Here is a 21,007-nt window from a genome sequence, read left to right on the forward strand (position 1 = left end):
TCAACTCGGCGCGCGGAATGGACGCGCCGATGGCAATCAATGGCCCGCATCGGCGACGCGGGTTTGCACCGCGTCGGCTACGCCGGGTTCGTGTTCGGTGGACGCCGGCATGCCGGGCGCGGGCACGGCTGCGCCGGCTGCGGGGTCGCGGCTGCGGTGTTTGTCGGCGTGTTTTTCGGTTTGTTTTTCGGCGCTGCGGACGCTGGCGGCTTCGACGAATTTCGCGTCGGCTGACTTCGCCTCCGTCGGTTTCGTATCGGACTTCTCGGCTGGCTTGTCCGCTGCCGCCTGGTCAGTCGCCTTCTCAGACGACTTGTCGGCTCCGTGAGCCGACGCTTTATCCACCTTCTCGGCGCGCTCGGATTTCTCTTGCCCGCTATATTCGACGTGCGCGGCGCGAATCACGGCCAGCGGCGCGGCAGCGGCTGTCGGCAACGGCCGTTCGGCGGACGGCTCCATTGCTGCCGCGGCTACCGCCCGGGCCTCGGTCCGCCCAGTACCGCGTTCGCCCTTGCGATCCGGACTGCGCAGATCGAGCGCGGCCTGCACGCCGGTCACGCCGGGCACGATCTCAGGCTCGGCGTGCTTCGCCGCGCGGGCGCCCTTCGAGCGCTTCGGCTTGGCGACCACGGCGGGCGCCGCCGCCATCACCTCGTCGAGCGCCTTCTTGGCCGCGGCCTGCTCCGCCGCCCGGCGGCTCGCACCGGAACCCGACACTTTCACGTCCAGCTTCGGCACCGTGCATTCGACTTCGAATTGCTGATTGTGCGCTGCGCCATGAGTCGCAACCACCGTGTAAGTAGGCAGCGCGATCTTGTGGCCCTGCAGATACTCCTGCAGCAGCGTCTTGGAGTCCTTGCCCAGCGTGCGCGGATCGATGTGATCGAGGATCGGCACGTAAAGGCGCTTGATGACCGTTTGGGCGGCGTCGAAACCGCCGTCGAGAAATACCGCGCCCAGCACCGCCTCCAGCGTGTCGGCGAGGATGGAGGGCCGGCGAAAGCCGCCGCTGCGCAACTCGCCTTCACCGAGCCTCAAACCTTCCGAGATATTGAGGGCCTGAGCGATCTCGTAAAGCGACTGCTGTTTGACCAGATTGGCGCGGACGCGCGACAGATCGCCTTCGTCCAGTTTGCCGAAGCGTTGGAACAAAAGCGCAGCCACCGCGCAGTTCAGAACGGAATCGCCGAGAAACTCGAGCCGTTCGTTGTGCGTGGAACTATGACTGCGGTGCGTTAAAGCCTGGCGCAACAATTCCGCATTGCGAAATTCGTAGCGCAAACGGCTTTCCAACGGAGATAGGGGCATGGGCAGAGTATAACGCGGGTGCCTTACCCCGCGAAAAGGCGGGACGGCCAGCGGAAAAAGCGTGCTGAAGCGACGTTACCGCAGCTTCTTAAAGTGGTGTAACAACACGCCGCGACTTAATTGACCATGCGTTGGCCATCGCGCGACGTGTCGTGCAATCGGTGCACGCGAACTCAGTTGAACGAGCCGATGCGTTTCAGATTGCTGAAGTTCATCCAGATGAAAAACGCGCGGCCAACGATATTCTTATCCGGCGCAAAACCCCAGTAACGACTATCCGCGCTGTTGTCGCGGTTGTCGCCCATCATGAAGTAATTGCCCGGCGGCACTTTGCAGATCACGCCGCGTGCGTTGTACGTGCAGTTGTCGCGATATGGATAATCCTCGGCGCCGATGATGAACGGCGGCACGGCGGGATTATTCAGGATCGCGTTCTTGCGTCCTTCGATATTTTCCTCGAACTGCTTCGCGTAACCGAGGCGCTCTTCGTCGAGATAGTCCGGCAGCGGCGTTTCAGGAACCGGCTTGCCGTTGATCGTCAGTTTCTTGTCCTGATAGGCGACTGTGTCGCCCGGCACACCGATCACGCGCTTGATGTAGTCGACGGATTCGTCTTTCGGGTAGCGGAACACGACGACGTCGCCGCGTTGCAGCGGACGGCCTTCGGTGATCTTCGTATTGATGATCGGCAAGCGGAGGCCGTAATCGAATTTATTGACGAGGATAAAGTCGCCCACCAGCAGTGTCGGCACCATCGAACCCGACGGAATCTTGAATGGCTCGACCACGAAGGAGCGCACCACGAACACCACGAGAATCACCGGGAAGAAGCTCGCCGAATACTCGAGCCACCACGGTTGACGCAGCTTGTTGTCACGCAGACGGGCGCGCGTTTGCGCGGCATTTTCGTCGGCGAAACGCTCGCCGATGCGTGCCTGCAGACGGTCGAATTCGGCGACCGCGGCTTCCGCCGCGCGGCGCCGTTGCGGCATGAAAACCAGTTTGTCCGCCACCCATGCGATACCCGTCAAAACGACGAGCACAAAAAGAATCAGCGCAAAATTCATAGAGTTCCGTTGTTCGTCTTATTTGTCTTCGACACGCAGAATCGCGAGGAAAGCCTCTTGCGGAATCTCGACGGACCCGACCTGCTTCATTCGCTTCTTGCCTGCCTTTTGCTTTTCGAGCAATTTCTTCTTGCGTGAAATGTCACCGCCGTAGCATTTTGCCAGCACGTTCTTACGCAACGCTTTAATGTTTTCGCGCGCAATAATGTTCGAACCGATGGTGGCTTGAATCGCGACGTCGTACATCTGGCGCGGAATCAGTTCGCGCATTTTTGCCGCGACTTCGCGGCCGCGATACTGGCTTTGCGAACGGTGCACGATGACCGAGAGCGCATCCACCTTGTCGCCGTTGATGAGCATGTCGACCTTCACGACGTCGGAGGCGCGATATTCCTTGAACTCGTAATCCATCGACGCATAACCGCGCGAAATCGACTTCAGACGATCGAAGAAGTCGAGCACGACTTCGCCCATCGGAATTTCATACGTGAGCTGCACCTGACGGCCGTGATACTGCATGTTGATCTGGTTGCCGCGCTTCTGCGTGCACAGCGTGATCACCGCGCCGACGTAGTCTTGCGGCATGTACAGATTCACGGTGACGATCGGCTCGCGCACCTCCTCGATCTTCGACGGCTCGGGCATCTTGGCCGGATTTTCGACCATGATGGTCGTGCCGTCGCGTTGCAGGACTTCGTACACCACGGTCGGAGCCGTGGTGATGAGGTCCATGTCGAACTCGCGCTCGAGACGTTCCTGCACGATCTCCATATGCAGCAGACCGAGGAACCCGCAACGGAAACCGAAACCGAGCGCCTGGGACACTTCCGGCTCGTACTGCAGCGACGCGTCGTTCAGCTTCAGCTTCTCGAGGGAGTCGCGCAGCGCGTCGTACTGGTTCGCCTCGACCGGATAGAGCCCCGCGAACACCTGCGGCTTCACTTCCTTGAAGCCCGGCAGCGGCTCGGCGGCTGGACGGTTCAGCAGCGTGACAGTGTCGCCCACCTTCGCCGCGGCCAGCTCCTTGATGCCGGCGATGATGAAGCCCACCTGCCCCGCCGATAACGATTCGAGATTCTTCGACTTCGGCGTGAACACGCCGATATGCTCGACCGGATACTGCGCGCCGGTCGCCATCATGCGAATCTTGTCTTTCGGACGCAGCGTGCCGTTGACGATACGCACCAGCATGACGACGCCGACGTAATTGTCGAACCACGAGTCGATGATCAGCGCTTGCAGCGGCGCTTCAGGATTGCCCTTGGGCGGCGGCACTTTTGCGATCAGCGCTTCCAGCACGTCTTCGACGCCTTGGCCGGTTTTCGCGCTGCAATGCGTGGCATCCGTTGCGTCGATGCCGATCACGTCCTCGATTTCGGAAATCGCGTTTTCGGGGTTTGCCGCCGGCAAGTCGATCTTGTTGAGCACCGGAATCACGTCGACGCCGAGTTCGATCGCCGTGTAGCAGTTGGCGACGGTTTGCGCCTCCACGCCCTGGCTCGCGTCGACGACCAGCAGCGCGCCTTCGCAGGCGGACAGCGAGCGGCTGACTTCATACGAGAAGTCGACGTGGCCCGGCGTGTCGATCATGTTCAGGTTGTAAACCTGCCCGTCACGGGCGCGATACGTCAGTGCGGCGGTTTGTGCCTTGATGGTGATGCCGCGCTCGCGCTCGAGATCCATCGAGTCGAGCACCTGGGCTTCCATCTCGCGGTCGGACAAGCCGCCGCAGATCTGGATGATGCGATCCGCGAGCGTCGACTTGCCATGGTCGATGTGCGCAATGATCGAGAAGTTACGAATATGATCCATTCAGTACCGATCAAGCGAAAAAGGCGCGCTCGGACAATAGCGGAGCACGCCTTGTAAGTAGGTGAAAAACCTATCTATTTTAGCCGAAAAGGCTATCGCCCGGCGCATCTTGCGAGGCCGGGGCAGAAAGACGGCTCAGGAGAGACGTGGAACTTGGCGCGAACATTTTCATAAAGCGCGCGCTTGATCCTGTTGCGCGTGCTGCAACATCTTTTGAACTCAGCGCACCTCAACGCATTGCAAGCGCGGCGCGAACTCGTGCGATGTCGAGGTGATAGTGGCACAACTCGATGCCGTCGCAGACCAGGACGGGCACCAACTCGTTGTAACGCGCTTCCAGCGAGGGATCGGCGTCGACGTCGACAACTTCTAGCTGCGCGCCGAACTCGGCCAACAACGGCTCGAGCGCGGCGCGCATGTCTTCGCACAGGTGGCACCACGCGCGCCCGTAAAGCGTGAGCGGTGCCGCCATGCTTACTTGGTGCCGCTGCGCGGGCGAATCGGCACGAACTGCGTGGTCTCGCCGCGGCGAACCAGCAGCGCGACCATCTTCTGCGAATCGAGATGCGAGCTGATTTCGTCGAACTGCTTCGCGCTCGTGATGTCGGTATCGCCCACACGCAAGATGATGTCGCCCTTTTGCAGCCCGACGCGCGCGGCCGGTCCGTCCACCGCGTCGATCTGCACGCCGTTGCGCAGCTTGAGCGCCTTCAACTGATCCGAGGGGATGTCGCTGACGGCGACACCCAGCACGTTCGTGGCGCGTTGCTTCGGCGGCTGCGGCTTCTTCTGGTCCGCCTTCGCGCTCTTGTCAGGCTGCATCTCGGCGATCGTGACCGGCAGATCGCGCGTCTGGCCCTTGCGCCAGATCGTGATCGTCGACTTGGTACCCGGCTTGGTGTCGCCCACCATGCGCGGCAGATCCGTTGCGGTATCGACCGAATGACCGTTGAACTTCAGGATGATATCGCCCGGCTGCACGCCCGCCTTGTCCGCCGGACCGCCCGGTTCGACGCTGCTGACCAGCGCGCCCTGCGCCTTTGGCAGGCCGAGCGAATCGGCCACGTCCTTGGTGACCTCGCCGATCGCGACCGCGATCCGGCCGCGTACGACCTTGCCCGATGCCTTGAGCTGATCGGCCACGCGCATCGCCTCGTCGATCGGAATCGCGAACGAAATGCCCATGAAACCGCCGGTGCGGCTGTAGATCTGCGAGTTGATGCCGATCACCTCGCCCTGCATGTTGATCAGCGGCCCGCCCGAGTTCCCCGGATTGACAGCCACGTCGGTCTGGATGAATGGCAGGTAATCGCCCGTGTCGCGCCCCTTCGCACTGACGATGCCAGCCGTCACCGTGTTCTCAAGACCGAACGGCGAGCCGATCGCGACCACCCATTCGCCCACGCGAACCTTGTTCGAGTCGCCGATCGTAATCGTGGGCAAGTTGCCGGCGCTGATCTTCACGACGGCGACGTCGGTTCGATCGTCCACGCCCACCAGCTTGGCCTTGAATTCGCGCTTATCGGTAAGCGTGACGTAAATGGTGTCCGCGTCATCGACGACGTGCGCGTTCGTCATCACGTAACCGTCCGCCGACAGAATGAAGCCCGAGCCCACACCGCTGTTCTGTTCCGGATCGCTGCCGTCCGGTGAGTCCGGCGTGCCGCCGCTGCCGCCGTTGTCGCCGCCGCGCGGCGCTCCGGGCGTTTGAGGTGAGCCGGGGGATTGCGGTGATTGCGGCATCGGAATGCCGAAAAAGCGGCGGAAGAACTCCGACATGTCGCCGTCGTCCATGCCGGGCGGTAGACCGCCACGCAGACCGCTGCTCGATACGCGCGTGGTCGTGCGAATGTTGACGACCGCCGGGCCGACTTTGTCGACGAGGTCGGTGAAATCGGGCAGATTGGCTGCTGGAGCCGCAGACGCCGTATGCGGTACGAGCGGCAAACACGCCGCTACCACCGCGGCCGCGAGGAAATTGCGCACCGAGAAAGTCGTCATATCGTAGAAAGCCGAGGGATTCAGGATTCGGGGGTTACTTCGGAGCCTTGTATTCTATGGCAGACGCAAATTGCTGCAATGTGCTCTGGGGCACTTCACCGAGCAGGGTAATCCAGAAGTCGCCACGCCGCTTGACGAGCACATGCGTCGCGCCGCTGCTGCCCGCGCCCTCTTTGCGCGTGTTGTTCTCGACCGGTTCAACGAACACGGAAATCGCCGCGAGGCCGTCGGAGAACACGGCCTGGTCCACGGGAATGGTCGGCTGGCCGGCTTCCCGCGCGGCCATCGGACGACGCAACTCGCGAATCTTGCGGAATCCGGGAACCGTCGGCGAGATCTGCCAGCCTTGCGCAGCCATATCAACCGGCTCAACTGGAGGACGCACCACCGTCCAGCCTGCCGTATTACGAATTCCGTTGACGATTGCGGCCTTGTCGACCGGCACGCCGATGCGAATCTGAGAAAACGACAACTGTTCGAGCACCTGGCCGTTTGGGTCGAGTGTCTGCGCCCGCAGCAGCAAGCCGGTCTTTTTGTCGGCCCACAGTTTGTAGGCAAAGCGATACGCATCTTTCGGATCGAGTTCGATCACCTGGCTGTCGATGCCGGCGACGCGGTCGTCGCCGAGCAGTTTCGGCTCGTAGACCGACAGCACCTGCTCGCCGCTTACCGCGAGCAGCGCCGGAAACGAGTCCTTGTTTTGGCGCTTTTCGACTACGCACAGACGCCGCTCCGGCACAAACGTGTAGAGCTCGTCGTTATGACGAAGCATCCTGCGCGGCTTGCCGTCGAGGCTTTCGAGTTGCTCGTATTCGCCGTCTGCGCGGGTCGCATAATGCGATATCCGCGATGTCTGAACGAAATTGCCGCGTTGATAAACGAACGCGCCCTCGTAGTTTTGCTGTTGCGCGGCCTGATGGATGCGATCGAGCATATCCGCAGCCGTGCGACGAACGGCGAGCGGATCGTCGGTTTGTGCAAAAACCCGCGGTGTAGCGGACAACAACACGGCTGCGCAGAATAAAAATGCCGGCAGCCGCCCCCAAATAGTCGTTTTATTCAACCGCGGAGTCTGCATCAAACTATTGGCCTTGCGTAGTGACCGCCGCGGCACGAATCAGCGGCATCGAGCCCGGCATGGCCGGTTGTTGCGCGAATTGCTGGTGCGCTTCCAGATACTGATCCAGACTGGCGTCGCGAATGATGTTGGCGTCTTGTGCGACGGCCTGAACGGCAGCCGCCGGCGCGGACGCCATCGCCACCCGCTGCAGCGCACCCTGCGACTGAACCGACGCGACCTGCGCCGCGCCCGGCCCGCCCGGTACACCTTGTAGTTGCGGCACGACGATCCAAGTGAGCGTCGCGGCGGCGGCAGCCACGGCAAAGGCCGGCACCACACGGCGACGCAGCGCCAATAAGCGGCGCGCGATCGGCATCGCCTCAGGCGCGAGCACATGCGGTTCGTTTTCGAAGCGCGCGGCGAAACCGCTCAGAAACGCGCGGCTCACCGCCGGGCTAACCGCCAGATCGTCGGAACGCAACGCGTCGCCGATCAGGTGATAGCTCGACCAGCCGGCACGATCCTCGCCGTCCAGCTCGGAAAGAAACTTGTTGAGATTCAGATACTCTTCGCCGAATTCACCGTCGACAAAAGCGGACAGACGCTCGCCGCGCGAACTGGCTTGCGATTGCATCGAGACCGACCCCATGATGCTCCCCATCTTACAAATACCCCGTAGTGACACCACTAATCCAGAGATTGCACCCGCGCCCATTCGGCGAGCCGGTAACTTACCAGCGCTTGCCTTCAGGTGTGTCAAGCAACGGACGCAATTTTGCCGCAATGGCTTCGCGAGCGCGGAAAATTCGCGATCTGACGGTGCCAATCGGGCAACCCATCATCTCGGCGATTTCCTCGTAGCTCAAACCTTCAATTTCACGAAGAGTAATGGCGGTGCGCAGCTCTTCCGGTAAAACCGCCATCGCAGCATTGACCGTCTCTGCGATCTGCTTGCTCATCAACATCGACTCAGGCGTGTTGATATCCCTTAGTTGGTCGGCATCCGAGAAAGTTTCAGCTTCTTCAGCATCCGCTTCGGTCGAGGTCGGAGCGCGCCGGCCCTGGGTCGCAAGGTAGTTCTTTGCCGTGTTGACCGCAATCCGGTACAACCACGTGTAAAAGGCCGAGTCCCCGCGAAACTGCGGCAAGGCCCGGTATGCCTTGATGAAGGCGTCCTGGGCAACGTCTTCCACTTCGGCGGGATCGCGCACGAGGCGCGAGATGAGCCGGAGAATCTTGCGGTGGTATTTGGAGACCAGAAGCTCGAACGCGGCCTTGTCGCCCTTCTGGACGCGCTCGACCAGCACCTGATCAATTTCTTTTTCGCTCACCTGATAAATCCGTTAACTATAGGGCGCATGGAGGGGCACCATTGTAGCGCCCCAGACATTGCGGCAAGTTACGCCGGTAACACGGTTACAGTCGTTACAGTCACGCGCCGGCGCCACGCCGGCCCAGCACCGCCAGTTCCCGGAAGGCAGACGCGGGAATCGCATCGACGGGGACCATCAGCGTGCATGGCCGCCCATGATCCGGCGCGAGGGCCAGAACCAGCAAACGACCGGTCCACTGCGAACAACCGGCAATGCGCCCTTGGGCGAGCAGATTTCCAGCGCCATCCCATGCGGACAAGCCGTCCGGCCCAAGTTTGAGCGTGATGGGCCGCGCAAGCTCATGTCTGGCCGCGCCCAGTATGAGCAGCGCGCATGCGGCGAGCGTAAACGGAACCGCCCACCACGCGCCCATGCGCGCGGCGAGACATGTGTAGACGGCCAGTGTCGCGATCAGCACGAAAACCGCCGCCGCAGTGCGCAGCGTAACGGAGCGCCGCAACGCGATCCGTTGCGACGCTCCGTCGGGCGTTGCCGATTCAAGGGAAGCCGCCGGCGGAGCCGGCGTCGCGGACTGGCGTGTCGTCACCAAACGATCGGGCGATCAGGCGCGCTTGAAGACCAGCGTGCCGTTCGTGCCGCCGAACCCGAACGAGTTCTTTAGCGCGACGTCGATCTTCATCTCGCGCGCGGTATTGGCGCAGTAGTCGAGATCGCAGGCCGGGTCCTGGTTGAAGATGTTGATCGTCGGCGGAGACACCTGGTGATGCACGGCCAGCACGGTGAACACGGACTCAAGACCGCCGGCGCCACCCAACAGGTGACCCGTCATCGACTTGGTCGAGTTCACGACCATGTCCTTGGCGTGATCGCCGAATGCGCGCTTGATGCCGGTAGTTTCGGCCAGGTCGCCGAGCGGCGTGGACGTGCCGTGCGCGTTCAGATAATTCACCTGATCCGAGTTGATGCCCGCGTTCTTCAGCGCGGCCAACATGCAGCGGCGTGCGCCGTCGCCATCTTCGAGCGGCGCGGTCATGTGGTAGGCGTCGCCGCTCATGCCATAACCGCTGATTTCGGCGTAGATCTTCGCGCCGCGCGCCTTGGCGTGCTCGTACTCCTCCAGCACCATGACGCCCGCGCCCTCGCCCAGCACGAAGCCGTCGCGGTCCTTGTCCCACGGACGGCTCGCCGTGGCCGGATCGTCATTGCGTTGCGACAGCGCGCGCGCCGCGGCAAAGCCGCCGATGCCGAGCGGCGACACGGTGGATTCCGCACCGCCAGCGATCATCACGTCGGCGTCGCCGTATTCGATCAGGCGCGAAGCCTCGCCGATACAGTGCAGGCCAGTGGTACACGCGGTGACGATCGCGAGATTGGGACCCTTGATGCCGAACTTGATCGACAGATGGCCCGAAATCATGTTGATGATCGACGCCGGCACGAAGAACGGCGAAATGCGGCGCGGGCCGCGATTGAGCAGTTCAGTTTGCGTCACTTCGATCATCGGCAGGCCGCCGATACCCGAACCCACCACCACGCCGATGCGCTCCGAATTCTCGTCGGTGACTTCGAGCCCGCTGTCCTGCATCGCCTGGATGCCTGCAGCCACGCCGTAGTGGATGAACGTATCCATGTGGCGCGCCTCTTTACCGGGGATGTAGTCCTCGATATTAAAGCCCTTCACCTCGCCGGCGAAACGAGTGGAAAAGTTCGACGCGTCGAACTTCGTGATATTGGCAATACCCGACTTGCCGGCGACCAGATTGGCCCAGCCGTCGGCAACATTATTGCCAACAGGCGAAATCAGCCCCAGGCCTGTAACAACAACACGACGGCGGCTCACGGTAACCCCTTTTTCATAGATGACAAAAGCAAAAGCCACAGCGACCACAGGAACCTGCCCTGTATGCCCTGTGGCTGTTAAGTCGGCAATCGCGCGAAAGTTGCGCTGTCAACATCGCTGGCTCCTGCACGGCAAAAAGCCCTAACCCCGCTGACGTCGGCAACCGACGCGGCAGGGCGTCACACGCCGCCAACGCAGAAACGCAGGCGCGAATGACCTTAGGCCTTGACGTTCGCGCGAGCGTAGTCGATCGCTTGCTGAACGGTGGTGATCTTCTCGGCTTCTTCATCCGGAATTTCCATGCCGAATTCGTCTTCGAGGGCCATCACGAGTTCAACGGTGTCGAGCGAGTCGGCGCCGAGGTCGTTCACGAACGAAGCTTCGTTCTTGATTTCAGCTTCTGCAACGCCCAGTTGTTCTGCGACGATCTTCTTGACGCGCTGTTCGATATTGTCCATTACCCCTCCAAGGGAAAAGAAGTTCAAAAATACAGGTGCGCGCATTTTATCAGGTTTGACCCGGCAAAAAAGCGGCGCATCGGGTTCCTGTCAAGGCATGCGCCTTACGCTTTTGCAAACGCATCAAGGCGCGGATAGTAACCGAATTTGGTTACGACATGTACATTCCGCCGTTCACATGCAATGTCGTGCCGGTGATGTAGCCGGCTTGCGGCGACGCGAGGAATGCGACCGCGTGCGCGATGTCTTCGGGACTACCGAGGCGGCCGAGCGGAATCTGCGTCTTCAGCACGGTTTGCTGCTCTTCCGGCAGACTCTTGGTCATGTCGGTGTCGATGAAGCCCGGCGCCACGCAATTCACGGTGATGCCGCGGCTGCCGATCTCGCGCGCGAGCGCGCGTGCCATGCCCGCGACGCCCGCTTTCGCGGCAGCGTAGTTGACCTGCCCCGGGTTGCCGGCCGACCCGACCACAGACGTGATGTTGATGATGCGGCCGCCCTTCGCCTTCATCATCGGACGCAGCACCGCCCGCGACAGGCGGAACACCGACTTGAGATTGGTGTCGATCACCGCGTCCCAGTCGTCGTCCTTCATGCGCATTGCAAGTTGGTCCTGCGTGATGCCGGCGTTGTTCACCAGCACGTGCAGCGCGCCGAATTCCTTCACCGTGCCGTCGATCAACGCCTCGGCTGCGGCCGCGTCGTTCACGTTGAGCACCGCGCCGCGGCCGTTCACGCCGGCTGCCTTGAAGGCTTCGGTGATGGCGGTCGCGCCGCTTTCGCTGGTCGCCGTGCCGATCACGGTCGCGCCCTGGCGCGCCAGTTCCAGCGCGATCGCACGGCCGATGCCGCGCGAGGCGCCCGTCACGATTGCGATCTGCTTGTCGAGAGTCTTGTCCATCTGTCGGTCCGGATACCCTTTCGAAGGGCTGATTGGTTCTTGATGTGGAGTTCTGGCGGTGATGACGCGGCGATCAGCCCGCCGTTACCAGCTTGAGCGTCTCGTCGAGCGAGGCCGGATCGAACACCGACGCGCCGACCAGGTTGCCGTCGATTCGCTTGGTCAATCCCGCAAGGACCTTGCCCGGCCCGCATTCGATCACATGCGTGACGCCCTGCGCCGCCATCGCCTGAACGCTTTCGACCCAACGCACCGCGCCGGCCGCCTGACGCACCAGCGCATCCTTGATTTTGGCCGGTTCGTTGACCACCGCGACGTCGACGTTGTTGATTACGGGAATCGACGGCACTTGCACATTGACGCTTGCCAGATATTCCCGCAATTGATCCGACGCCGGCTTGAGCAGCGACGAGTGGAACGGCGCCGACACCGCCAGCGGCAATGCGCGCTTTGCGCCCTTCGCCTTCGCGATCTCACAAGCTTTTTCGATCGCGGCCTTGTGACCGGCGATCACGACTTGCGCCGGCGCATTGAAATTGACCGCCTCGACGACGCCCGCCACCGACGCTTCCGCGCACACCGCGCGCACCGCGTCGTCGTCGAGGCCGAGAATCGCGGCCATGCCGCCCTCACCGACGGGCACCGCCGTTTGCATGGCTTGCGCGCGAAAACGCACGAGCGGCACGGCATCGCGAAACGCGAGCGCGCCGGCCGCGACCAGCGCCGTGTATTCGCCGAGGCTGTGACCAGCGACGATCGCGGGTTTGGGACCGCCCGCCGCCTGCCATGCGCGATAAATCGCGTATGCCGCGATGAGCATGACGGGTTGCGTGTTGGTGGTGAGATTGAGATCTTCGGCGGGACCCTCGGCGATCAGTTTGCCGATGTCCTGATTGAGCGCGTCGGATGCTTCCTGAACCGTTTCACGCACGACCGCGTGATCGGCGAATGCATTGAGCATGCCGACCGACTGCGAGCCTTGCCCAGGAAAAACGAACGCAAATTTCATATCGTCCCCAAAATCGGTTTGATCAGATGTGGGTAGCCGCGGACGGCGCCGCAAACGGCGCCCGTGGTTCGTCGTCGCTATCAGTAGCGGATAACCGACGCGGCCCAGGTGAAGCCGCCGCCGACGCCTTCGATCAGCACGTTCTGGCCGCGCTTGATGCGGCCGTCGCGCACTGCGACGTCGAATGCAAGCGGAATGGACGCAGCCGACGTGTTGCCGTGCTCGCCCACCGTGACGACCATGCGTTCCTGCGGCAAGTGGAGCTTGCGGCAGGTGCTTTGCATGATGCGGATATTGGCCTGATGCGGAATCAGCCAATCGATCTGCTCGGCCGACAGATTGGCTTTCTCGAGCGCCTCGACCGCGACCTTTTCGAGCACGTTGACGGCGAGCTTGAATACCGCCTGACCGTCCATATGAAGAAACGCGCTGCCGGCCACTATGCCGCCGTTCACGTTACCCGGCGTGCAAAGAATGTTCGAATAGCTGCCGTCCGCATGCAATGCGCTAGCGAGTACGCCCGGTTCTTCGGACGCTTGCAGAATCACCGCGCCCGCGCCGTCGCCGAACAGCACGCAGGTGGTGCGGTCGTTGAAATCGAGAATGCGCGAGAAGGTTTCCGCGCCGACCACCAGTGCCGTGCGATGCTGGCCGCCGCGAATCAGGCTGTCCGCCATCGCGACCGCATAGGCGAAGCCGGAACAGACCGCCTGTACGTCGAACGCGGCGCCGTGGTTCTTGATGCCGAGCTTGTTTTGCAACAGACACGCGGTACTCGGAAACACGAAGTCGGGCGTGGACGTTGCAACAATGATCAGATCGATGGACTGCGGATCGATGTCGGCCGCCTCGATCGCGCGCTGCGAGGCGAACAACGCCAGATCGCTGGTGGTGACGTCAGGCTCCGCGAAGTGGCGCGCGTGGATGCCCGTGCGGGCAACGATCCATTCGTCGCTCGTCTCGACGCCCTGCCTGGCGAGACGGTCCGCCAGATCCTGATTGGTGACGCGCGCGGGTGGCAGGTAGCTGCCGGTGCCCAGCACGCGGGAATAAATTGTCGATTGAGCCATTATGCCTTCGAGGATTGCGCAGCGTAGGGCTCGGCCGGCTGGCCTGCGATCGGGCTTGCGTGACCCGCACCGCTTGCTTCGCGCGCGGCCTGTTCCAGAGAACCCGCGTTCTCCTCCATTGCTCGCGCAAGGCGTTCCAGCACGCCGTTTTTGACGGCATCATACCCGCGTTTGATAGCCCACTCAAACGCATAGGCGTCCGCCGAACCGTGGCTTTTGATGACCAGCCCGCGCAAGCCGAGCAGCGCGGCCCCATTGTATTGCCGATGATCGACGCGCTTCTTGAAGCGCATCAACACCGGCAATGCGAGCACCGCCATCACCTTCGTGAGCCACGAACGGCCGAACTCTTCCTTGATGATGTTGGAGAGCATCTGCGCGAGGCCTTCCGACGTCTTGAGCGCGACGTTGCCGACAAAACCGTCGCAGACGATCACGTCGACCGTGCCCTTGAAGATGTCGTTGCCTTCAACGTTGCCGTGAAAGTTAAGTGTACTCGCGCGCAGCAATTCGCCGGCACGTTTGATGGTGTCGTTGCCCTTGATGACTTCTTCACCGATGTTGAGCAGGCCGATGGTGGGCCGGTCGCGGCCCTCAAGCGCCGACACGAGCGCGTGCCCCATCTCCGCGAACTGCAGCAGATGCTGCGGCTCGCAGTCGACGTTGGCGCCCAGGTCGAGCATCATCGTGTAGCCATTGGGATTGGGCAATGCCGACGCGATCGCCGGGCGTTCGATGCCCGAGAGCGTTTTCAGCACGTAGCGCGAGACCGCCATCAGCGCGCCCGTGTTGCCAGCGGAAATACAGGCTTGCGCCTCGCCTTCCTTGACGCGATTGAGCGCCACGCGCATGGACGAGTCTTTTTTCTTGCGCAGCGCGACTTCGACCGGATCGTCCATGGCGACGATCTCGGAAGCGGGCACGACGGTCAGCGCCGGCAGGTCCTGAGCCTTCAGCTTCTTGAGCTGCGCACGAATCGCAGTTTCAATGCCGACGAGCAGCAGTTGCGCGTCGGGATGCGAACGAACGAAGCTGACGGCAGCGGGAACGGTCACGGACGGGCCGTGGTCGCCTCCCATGCAATCTATCGTGAGCTTTACTGTCATGGAGTGCGACGAATTTCAGGCACCCTGCTTGGGATCGCGGCAGGTGCCAAAGCGCCAACTGCGATCGACACAAAAAAGCGGCAGTTGAATGCCGCCTTTTTGCCGAGCCGGGAAAATGTCAAGCGAGCCGATCGCCACGCGAAACGCCAAGGGGCGCAACGCAGTGAAACGATTAGTCGTTCTTCGTCTTGACGACTTTCTTGCCGCGATAGTAGCCGTTCGGGCTAACGTGGTGACGCAGATGCACTTCGCCCGTGCTCGGCTCCACTGCCAACGGCGCTGCCGTCAGGAAATCGTGCGAACGGTGCATGCCGCGCTTCGACGGCGACTTCTTATTTTGTTGAACTGCCATGACTAACTCCTAAAAATTTTCCGAATTCTAACACAGCCCGATCCGGTCTCCGCCACTGGCCAAATGGCCAATACGCCCGTATCGCGCTCCCATGCAACTGATCAGTGCTTCTTGTCGTCCGGCTCGCCGCGCTTGAGATCCTTGAGCGCCGCGAACGGATTGGGCCGTTCGGGTTCGCCGCCCGCATCAGCCTCGTCCTGCGCGCTCTCGTCGCCCTCGCCTTCCGCACCGGCCACACCAGAGACGAGGCTCTCGTGCACTTCGGGGCAGACCTCGTGCTTGGGCACGAGCGGCAAGGAAAGCAGCAACTCTTCTTCGATCAAGTCGATGAGATCGAACTGGCGCGAGCCGACGATCACCTCGACTTCATCCTCGTCGAGCGGAAACTCTTCGGCTTCCGCCTCGGTGCTGACGATCCGGTAAGTTGCATCGACATTGAACGCCTGCGAATACGGTGTCATGCACCGCTGACATTCGAGCCATGCCGCGCCGTGAACCGCCATCCTCAAATAAGGCTGGGGACCCTCGGTGCCGTCATCCTGCAATTCCGGCTGCGTCGCCCCTTCGGCTTGCCAGGTGAACGCGGTATCGCGATCTGGCGCTTCTGCCGGGACTTCGTTTAACATGCGCGGCAGTTGCGAGACGCGCACGACACCTGCGGCCTGCCGCCCACTCCGCGCAAATTCGAACAGATCGAGCTCATGCGGGTCGGACAGACCAGCAGGGTTGCCAGGATGTTGAGTCATGTGCGCTCCTGCGTCGGCAAGGATTTCGCCGGGATAACCGGGTTTATATTGCAGCCCGCGAACTCTGTAAAAAAGCCCGCCCGCGCAATAGCATACCGATGAAAAGCCCAAAATCATATCCGTTTTGTCTTTTTGAGTCAAACACTTAAGCCCGTACACGCGCGAGTTCCGCGCAAGCCCGTACGTCCCGCCTCTCTAGCCGTTGGTTGACCATGCCAGATTCCCCCAATCGCCCGCCGCGCCTGATTCTGGCGTCCAGTTCGCCGTATCGCCGCGAACTGCTGGAACGCCTGCGCGTGCCGTTCGACGTCGCCGTGCCCGCAATCGACGAAACACCCTTCGCTGGCGAAACACCCGACATCACCGCGCTGCGGCTCGCCGAGGCGAAGGCTCGCGCGGTGGCGGCGGGACTCCCCGCCGGCGAGGCCGCGCTCGTAATCGGTTCGGACCAGGTCGCCACCTACGACGGCTTGCAGATCGGCAAACCCGGCACGCACGAAAAGGCGCTCGCGCAGTTGCGGGCGATGCGCGGCCGCGAAGTGCTGTTCCACAGCGCGCTGTGCCTGTTCGATAGCCGCTCGGCAGCAGCGCAGACGGCCGACGTGATGACCCGCGTGCGGTTCCGCGATCTGCCGGACGCCGCGCTGGACGCCTATCTGCGGGCGGAAACGCCTTACGACGTCGCGGGCAGCGCAAAATCCGAGGGACTCGGCATCGCGTTGCTCGAGGCCATTCATTCCGACGACCCGACGGCACTCGTCGGCCTGCCGTTGATCGCACTGTCGCGCATGCTGCTCGCGGTGGACTTTCCACTCCTGGGGGCGCAATGACCGGCACGCTTTATCTGATCCCGAACACGCTCGGCGAAGGCGACGCTGACGCGCTCGACGCCGTCCTGCCGGCGCCGGTGCGCGCCCGCGCGGCGTCGTTGCACTATTACATTGGCGAAAACGCGAAAACCACCCGCGCTTTCCTGAAGAAAGTCGGCACCGAACGGCCGATTCAGGAAATCGAAATTCGCGAACTGAACGTCAACACGCCGGCTGGCGAGATCGACAAGCTGCTCGCGCCGCTCCTGGCCGGCACCGACGCGGGCCTCGTCTCCGAAGCCGGCTGTCCGGCGGTCGCGGACCCTGGCGCGCTGCTGGTGCGCCGCGCGCATGAGCGCGGCGTGAAAGTCGTGCCGTTTGTCGGACCCAGTTCGATTCTGCTGGCCTTGATGGCTTCCGGCCTGAACGGCCAGAGTTTTGCGTTTCACGGCTACTTGCCGGTCGAGCCCACCGAGCGGGCCAAGCGCCTGAGGGAACTCGAACTGCAATCGCGCAAGGGTAAGCAAACGCAGATTTTTATCGAAACGCCATATCGGAATCGTGCGCTGCTGGACACCGTGCTGGCGACGTGCGCGCCGTCGACGCTCGTTTGCGTCGCAGTCGATCTGACGTTGGAGACGGAAACCATCGCCAGCCACAGCGTGGCCGACTGGAAGAAGAAGTCAGCGCTCGATCTGCACAAGCGGCCAGCAATCTTCCTCATTCTGGCCGTTTGAGGCCCGCACGCAAAAGCCCTGCGCAATCGCATTGCGCAGGGCTTTTTCCACGACGAATCACCGCAGGTTGAACTTCCCGCCCAACGCCATCGCATGCACGGCGCCGCTGCCGACCGCCGCGCCGAACTTCCGCGCGACGCGGTCCGTGATGCTTTCCTTCACCGTGTAGTCGACGATATCCGGCGCCTTGATGATGTCGCGTGCGACGAAATTGGCGTCGCCAAAACCGTCGGCAAGACCCAGTTCGACACTTTTCTGACCCGTCCAGAACAGGCCCGAGAACATGTCCGGCGTTTCATGAAGGCGCTTGCCGCGGCCCTCGCGCACCGCCTCGATGAACTGCGCATGAATCTGGTCGAGCAACTCCTGCGCATGCTGATCCATCTTCGGCGTTTCCGGCGAGAACGGATCAAAAAAGCCCTTGTTCTCACCGGACGTGCGCAGTCGCCGCTGGACCCCCAGCTTGTCCATCAGGCCGGTGAAGCCAAAGCTGTCCATCAGCACGCCGATCGAGCCGACGATGCTCGCCTTGTCCACGTAGATCTTGTCGGCCGCCGCGGCCGCGTAGTAACCGCCGGACGCGCACATATCTCCCACCACGACGTACAGCGGAGTGGACGGATGCTTGGCGCGCAACCGGCGAATCTCGCTATAAATGATGCCCGCCTGCACCGGACTTCCGCCCGGACTGTTGCAGCGCAGGATCACGCCGGCCGTGCCGGAGTCGTTGAACGCGCTTCGCAAGGCGGTTGCAACGTCTTCGGCGTTCGCGGTGGTGTCGGCGGAGATTTCGCCGTCGAGTGCGATCATCGCCGTGTGGCGTCCGGCGACGGCAACCTTGTCGCCGGAAAAATCGAACAGACCCCGGACGGCGAGCAGCACGACGGCCAGAAAGATGAAACGGAAGAAGATCTTCCAGCGGCGCGCCGCGCGCTGTTCGTGGATCGCCGCGAGCGCAATGCGTTCGAGCGCGGCGCGCTCCCAGCCCGGCGCATCGGCGGAGGTACGGGGGCGGCCAGTCAGGGAGGGTTCCTTCGGCTCGGGAGTCAAATTGTCGGACATGCGGTGCAATGGAAAGAGAAGGGAATCAGGGCGTGAGGGGGCGCAGTTCGCCGTCCGGCAGCCAGAATACGGCACGGCCTTCGGGCGTATCGCGTTCTTCCACTTGGACGGGGCGTAATCTGCCGCCGCGGCAGGGGCCACCGACGCATTTGCCCGTATCGGGCGCGTAAATCGCGCCATGTGTAGCGCACATCAAGTATAAACCTGACGATTCGAAGAACTGTCCCTCGGCCCAGTCGAGCTCCATGGGCACGTGGGCGCAGCGGTTCAGATAACCGTAGGCGCGGCCGTCGTAGCGAACGAAAAACACCACGACCTCGTCGTTCGCGAGCCGCGCGGCGCGGCGCACGCCAGCGCCGCCGTCCAACAGTTCGTCAGCGGCGCACACGCGGACAGCTTGCGCCGCCTCCGCCACGCCCGCACTCATGCGTTCTCTCGCAGCCAACCAGACAGCACACTGACGCTGGAGGCGACGAATTTCGGCGACAAAGCGCTCAAGGAGCCCGCCGGATGCGCGCCGTAAGTCACGCCGATGCCGGCGACGCCTGCATTGATCGCCATTTGCAGATCGTGCGTGGTATCGCCGACCATCACTGTGCGCAGCGGGTCCTGCCCCAGTTCGCGCGTGAGTTCGTGCAGCATGGCCGGATGCGGTTTAGAAAAGGTCTCGTCCGCGCAGCGCGTGCCGTCGAACAGGCTGGTCAGGCGCGACTGGTCGAGCGCGCGGTTCAGCCCGACGCGGCTCTTGCCCGTCGCCACGGCCAGCAGATAACCTTGGTCGCGCAATTCCTGCAGCATCTCGCGCACGCCGACGAACAGCTCGGTGGTCTGATCCTTGACCAGATAATGGAAGCGGTAGCGCTCGGCCAGACGCGGATACTCCACCGGATCGAGCGTGGGCGCGGCGATTTGCAGCGCGTCGCGCAGCCCGAGACCGATGACGTAGCTCGCGGCCTCGTCGGCCGGCACGGGCAAGCCCAGGTCGCGGCACGCCGCCTGGATGCTGCGCGTAATGTGAGCGGTCGAATCCATCAGCGTCCCGTCCCAGTCGAAGACGATCAGGTCAAATTGCTCTCTAGCCATGCGTGGACGTCTCCGGGTGTGACCCATTTCGTAATTCGTTGAGCTGCGCGATGAAGCTGCGGCACTCGGCCGGCAACGGCGCCTCCAGTTGCAGCGGCGCGCCGGTTGCCGGGTGCGTGAGCTTGAGCCGGCAGGCATGCAGGAACATGCGCTTCAAGCCCGGCCTGGCGTTGGCGCGCGCCAGCGCCTTGTTCAGCGCGAAGTCGCCGTATTTGGCGTCGCCGACGATCGGCAGGTCCAGATGCTGCAAATGCACGCGAATCTGGTGCGTGCGGCCGGTTTTCAGTTCCGCCTCGAGCAGCGCGTATTCCGGCCAGCGATCGATCAGATTGAAGACCGTGTGCGACGCGAGGCCATCCGCCTGCACCCGCACGCGCCGCTCTCCGTCTGCTGTCAGGTACTTGTGCAGCGGTTCCTTGACCGCGCGGCGGCGGCCCCAATCGCTCGCCCAATCGCCGTGAACGCACGCATAGTAGCGCTTATCCATCCGGTTCTCGCGAATCTGCTCGTGCAGATCGACGAGCGCGGCGCGCTTCTTCGCGAGCATCAGGATGCCGGAGGTCTCGCGATCCAGCCGATGCACCAGTTCGAGAAATCTCGCCTGCGGCCGCGTCTCGCGCATCTGTTCGATCACGCCGAAGGCGACACCGCTGCCGCCATGCACCGCCACGCCGGCCGGTTTGTCGATGACCAGCAGATGCTCGTCCTCGAAAATGATCCTGAACTGCGCCGACGGCACCGCCGCTTGCGTGATCTGCTCATTGTGCTGGGCGACCCGAATGGGCGGCACGCGCACCAGGTCGCCAAGCTCGAGACGGTACTGCGCGTCGATCCGGCCCTTGTTGACCCGCACTTCCCCGCTGCGCAGGATGCGGTAAATATGGCTTTTCGGCACGCCTTTACAGACGCGCAACAGGAAATTGTCGATGCGCTGTCCGGCCGCACTGTCGTCGATCTCGATCATCGAGACCTGGTCGCTTGCGACCGATTTCTGGGATATTTTGCCTAACTCTTTCATTCTGAATATAATTTGCCCAGCAGTCTGCGGCGGCCGGCGCAGTGTCCGGAATTCGGGCGGATTGCGCGGGTGCAAGCGATAAACCGTTATTTTACTTGCGCCGGGGTCTGGTTGCTCACCCTCAAAATGAGATGCAACAAGTTGCACGCACGAAGTCAGTGCCCGGCAGGGACGGCGCCCACAGGCGCGTTCGGTCAAGGTCGGCTTCGACGGTAACGGAATTTTGGTAAAAAA

Annotated in this window: 23 protein-coding genes; 2 read left to right on the forward strand and 21 right to left on the reverse strand. The window is 62.4% G+C overall.

Features of this window, described 5'->3' with window-relative positions:
* Positions 1–36: 36 nt before the first annotated feature.
* The 17 genes from rnc to CUJ90_RS13240 form a co-directional block, all read right to left on the reverse strand.
* Positions 37–1,308 carry a ribonuclease III gene (gene rnc / locus CUJ90_RS13155; RefSeq protein ID WP_114162983.1) on the reverse strand — a complete coding sequence of 424 codons (1,272 nt, stop codon included), beginning with the start codon at positions 1,306–1,308 and terminating at the stop codon, positions 37–39.
* Between the two features lie 173 nt (positions 1,309–1,481).
* Positions 1,482–2,375 (reverse strand): signal peptidase I, encoded by an 894-nt coding sequence (gene lepB / locus CUJ90_RS13160; protein WP_114162984.1) that lies wholly within the window; start codon positions 2,373–2,375, stop codon positions 1,482–1,484.
* 18 nt (positions 2,376–2,393) lie between these two features.
* Complete coding sequence (lepA, locus tag CUJ90_RS13165; RefSeq protein ID WP_073431798.1) at positions 2,394–4,187, reverse strand: translation elongation factor 4; 1,794 nt, start codon at positions 4,185–4,187, stop codon at positions 2,394–2,396.
* A gap of 229 nt (positions 4,188–4,416) precedes the next feature.
* Positions 4,417–4,659, reverse strand: coding sequence for a glutaredoxin family protein (locus tag CUJ90_RS13170; RefSeq protein WP_073431797.1), 243 nt, complete (start codon positions 4,657–4,659; stop codon positions 4,417–4,419).
* Positions 4,660–4,661: 2 nt separating this feature from the next.
* Positions 4,662–6,188 carry a DegQ family serine endoprotease gene (locus CUJ90_RS13175; RefSeq protein ID WP_114162985.1) on the reverse strand — a complete coding sequence of 509 codons (1,527 nt, stop codon included), beginning with the start codon at positions 6,186–6,188 and terminating at the stop codon, positions 4,662–4,664.
* 34 nt (positions 6,189–6,222) lie between these two features.
* Positions 6,223–7,266 (reverse strand): MucB/RseB C-terminal domain-containing protein, encoded by a 1,044-nt coding sequence (locus CUJ90_RS13180; RefSeq protein ID WP_073431817.1) that lies wholly within the window; start codon positions 7,264–7,266, stop codon positions 6,223–6,225.
* Between the two features lie 4 nt (positions 7,267–7,270).
* The gene (locus tag CUJ90_RS13185) at positions 7,271–7,897 is read right to left on the reverse strand and encodes a sigma-E factor negative regulatory protein (RefSeq protein ID WP_114163555.1); all 627 of its coding nucleotides are present in this window, start codon (positions 7,895–7,897) and stop codon (positions 7,271–7,273) included.
* Between the two features lie 82 nt (positions 7,898–7,979).
* The gene (rpoE, locus tag CUJ90_RS13190) at positions 7,980–8,579 is read right to left on the reverse strand and encodes an RNA polymerase sigma factor RpoE (RefSeq protein ID WP_073431795.1); all 600 of its coding nucleotides are present in this window, start codon (positions 8,577–8,579) and stop codon (positions 7,980–7,982) included.
* Positions 8,580–8,679: 100 nt separating this feature from the next.
* Positions 8,680–9,168 carry a protein YgfX gene (locus tag CUJ90_RS33700; protein ID WP_310314529.1) on the reverse strand — a complete coding sequence of 163 codons (489 nt, stop codon included), beginning with the start codon at positions 9,166–9,168 and terminating at the stop codon, positions 8,680–8,682.
* Between the two features lie 15 nt (positions 9,169–9,183).
* On the reverse strand, positions 9,184–10,422 hold the full coding sequence (gene fabF, locus CUJ90_RS13200) for a beta-ketoacyl-ACP synthase II (RefSeq protein ID WP_073431793.1): 1,239 nt from the start codon (positions 10,420–10,422) through the stop codon (positions 9,184–9,186).
* Between the two features lie 218 nt (positions 10,423–10,640).
* A complete protein-coding gene (gene acpP, locus CUJ90_RS13205) occupies positions 10,641–10,880 on the reverse strand; it encodes an acyl carrier protein (protein ID WP_004197638.1) in 240 nt (79 codons plus the stop codon).
* 151 nt (positions 10,881–11,031) lie between these two features.
* Positions 11,032–11,781 (reverse strand): 3-oxoacyl-ACP reductase FabG, encoded by a 750-nt coding sequence (gene fabG / locus CUJ90_RS13210; RefSeq protein ID WP_073431792.1) that lies wholly within the window; start codon positions 11,779–11,781, stop codon positions 11,032–11,034.
* A 73-nt stretch (positions 11,782–11,854) separates the two neighbouring features.
* Positions 11,855–12,790: an ACP S-malonyltransferase gene (gene fabD / locus CUJ90_RS13215; RefSeq protein ID WP_073431791.1), complete on the reverse strand. Its 936-nt coding sequence runs from the start codon at positions 12,788–12,790 to the stop codon at positions 11,855–11,857.
* An 80-nt stretch (positions 12,791–12,870) separates the two neighbouring features.
* Entirely contained in the window at positions 12,871–13,860 is a 990-nt protein-coding gene (locus tag CUJ90_RS13220) for a beta-ketoacyl-ACP synthase III (RefSeq protein WP_114162986.1), read from the reverse strand.
* Entirely contained in the window at positions 13,860–14,966 is a 1,107-nt protein-coding gene (gene plsX, locus CUJ90_RS13225) for a phosphate acyltransferase PlsX (protein ID WP_073431789.1), read from the reverse strand. Before plsX ends, CUJ90_RS13220 begins: the two co-directional genes overlap by 1 nt.
* A 172-nt stretch (positions 14,967–15,138) precedes the next feature.
* Entirely contained in the window at positions 15,139–15,318 is a 180-nt protein-coding gene (gene rpmF / locus CUJ90_RS13235; RefSeq protein ID WP_006051932.1) for a 50S ribosomal protein L32, read from the reverse strand.
* 101 nt (positions 15,319–15,419) lie between these two features.
* The gene (locus tag CUJ90_RS13240; protein WP_073431788.1) at positions 15,420–16,064 is read right to left on the reverse strand and encodes a DUF177 domain-containing protein; all 645 of its coding nucleotides are present in this window, start codon (positions 16,062–16,064) and stop codon (positions 15,420–15,422) included.
* Positions 16,065–16,276: 212 nt separating this feature from the next.
* On the opposite strand from CUJ90_RS13240, the gene CUJ90_RS13245 reads away from it, so the two are divergent.
* A complete protein-coding gene (locus CUJ90_RS13245) occupies positions 16,277–16,894 on the forward strand; it encodes a Maf-like protein (RefSeq protein ID WP_114163556.1) in 618 nt (205 codons plus the stop codon).
* Entirely contained in the window at positions 16,891–17,610 is a 720-nt protein-coding gene (locus CUJ90_RS13250; protein ID WP_073431786.1) for an SAM-dependent methyltransferase, read from the forward strand. Before CUJ90_RS13245 ends, CUJ90_RS13250 begins: the two co-directional genes overlap by 4 nt.
* A gap of 57 nt (positions 17,611–17,667) precedes the next feature.
* On the opposite strand, the gene CUJ90_RS13255 is transcribed toward CUJ90_RS13250, so the two are convergent.
* Genes CUJ90_RS13255 through CUJ90_RS13270 form a run of 4 tightly spaced genes read right to left on the reverse strand, consistent with a single transcriptional unit; the run spans position 17,668 to position 20,773 of the window.
* A complete protein-coding gene (locus CUJ90_RS13255; RefSeq protein WP_114162987.1) occupies positions 17,668–18,672 on the reverse strand; it encodes a S49 family peptidase in 1,005 nt (334 codons plus the stop codon).
* A gap of 25 nt (positions 18,673–18,697) precedes the next feature.
* Positions 18,698–19,099, reverse strand: a complete 402-nt coding sequence (locus tag CUJ90_RS13260) for a Rieske (2Fe-2S) protein (RefSeq protein ID WP_083086578.1) — start codon at positions 19,097–19,099, stop codon at positions 18,698–18,700.
* Positions 19,096–19,755, reverse strand: coding sequence for an HAD-IA family hydrolase (locus CUJ90_RS13265; protein ID WP_073431783.1), 660 nt, complete (start codon positions 19,753–19,755; stop codon positions 19,096–19,098). Before CUJ90_RS13265 ends, CUJ90_RS13260 begins: the two co-directional genes overlap by 4 nt.
* Positions 19,748–20,773 (reverse strand): RluA family pseudouridine synthase, encoded by a 1,026-nt coding sequence (locus CUJ90_RS13270; RefSeq protein WP_114162988.1) that lies wholly within the window; start codon positions 20,771–20,773, stop codon positions 19,748–19,750. Before CUJ90_RS13270 ends, CUJ90_RS13265 begins: the two co-directional genes overlap by 8 nt.
* Positions 20,774–21,007: the final 234 nt, after the last annotated feature.

This window comes from Paraburkholderia terricola, assembly GCF_003330825.1.
Classification (GTDB): domain Bacteria; phylum Pseudomonadota; class Gammaproteobacteria; order Burkholderiales; family Burkholderiaceae; genus Paraburkholderia; species Paraburkholderia terricola.

Excerpts from the sequence above, each read along its gene's own strand:
- plsX (WP_073431789.1), bottom strand. The coding sequence starts at position 14,966 with ATGACAGTAAAGCTCACGATAGATTGCATGGGAGGCGACCACGGCCCG.
- fabD (WP_073431791.1), bottom strand. The coding sequence starts at position 12,790 with ATGAAATTTGCGTTCGTTTTTCCTGGGCAAGGCTCGCAGTCGGTCGGC.
- CUJ90_RS13250 (WP_073431786.1), top strand. The coding sequence starts at position 16,891 with ATGACCGGCACGCTTTATCTGATCCCGAACACGCTCGGCGAAGGCGAC.
- CUJ90_RS13170 (WP_073431797.1), bottom strand. The coding sequence starts at position 4,659 with ATGGCGGCACCGCTCACGCTTTACGGGCGCGCGTGGTGCCACCTGTGC.
- CUJ90_RS13245 (WP_114163556.1), top strand. The coding sequence starts at position 16,277 with ATGCCAGATTCCCCCAATCGCCCGCCGCGCCTGATTCTGGCGTCCAGT.
- CUJ90_RS13240 (WP_073431788.1), bottom strand. The coding sequence starts at position 16,064 with ATGACTCAACATCCTGGCAACCCTGCTGGTCTGTCCGACCCGCATGAG.
- lepB (WP_114162984.1), bottom strand. The coding sequence starts at position 2,375 with ATGAATTTTGCGCTGATTCTTTTTGTGCTCGTCGTTTTGACGGGTATC.
- CUJ90_RS13260 (WP_083086578.1), bottom strand. The coding sequence starts at position 19,099 with ATGAGTGCGGGCGTGGCGGAGGCGGCGCAAGCTGTCCGCGTGTGCGCC.
- fabG (WP_073431792.1), bottom strand. The coding sequence starts at position 11,781 with ATGGACAAGACTCTCGACAAGCAGATCGCAATCGTGACGGGCGCCTCG.
- CUJ90_RS13180 (WP_073431817.1), bottom strand. The coding sequence starts at position 7,266 with ATGCAGACTCCGCGGTTGAATAAAACGACTATTTGGGGGCGGCTGCCG.
- CUJ90_RS13270 (WP_114162988.1), bottom strand. The coding sequence starts at position 20,773 with ATGAAAGAGTTAGGCAAAATATCCCAGAAATCGGTCGCAAGCGACCAG.
- rpmF (WP_006051932.1), bottom strand. The coding sequence starts at position 15,318 with ATGGCAGTTCAACAAAATAAGAAGTCGCCGTCGAAGCGCGGCATGCAC.
- CUJ90_RS13255 (WP_114162987.1), bottom strand. The coding sequence starts at position 18,672 with ATGTCCGACAATTTGACTCCCGAGCCGAAGGAACCCTCCCTGACTGGC.
- CUJ90_RS13220 (WP_114162986.1), bottom strand. The coding sequence starts at position 13,860 with ATGGCTCAATCGACAATTTATTCCCGCGTGCTGGGCACCGGCAGCTAC.
- CUJ90_RS13175 (WP_114162985.1), bottom strand. The coding sequence starts at position 6,188 with ATGACGACTTTCTCGGTGCGCAATTTCCTCGCGGCCGCGGTGGTAGCG.
- acpP (WP_004197638.1), bottom strand. The coding sequence starts at position 10,880 with ATGGACAATATCGAACAGCGCGTCAAGAAGATCGTCGCAGAACAACTG.
- rnc (WP_114162983.1), bottom strand. The coding sequence starts at position 1,308 with ATGCCCCTATCTCCGTTGGAAAGCCGTTTGCGCTACGAATTTCGCAAT.
- lepA (WP_073431798.1), bottom strand. The coding sequence starts at position 4,187 with ATGGATCATATTCGTAACTTCTCGATCATTGCGCACATCGACCATGGC.
- CUJ90_RS13265 (WP_073431783.1), bottom strand. The coding sequence starts at position 19,755 with ATGGCTAGAGAGCAATTTGACCTGATCGTCTTCGACTGGGACGGGACG.
- CUJ90_RS13185 (WP_114163555.1), bottom strand. The coding sequence starts at position 7,897 with ATGGGGTCGGTCTCGATGCAATCGCAAGCCAGTTCGCGCGGCGAGCGT.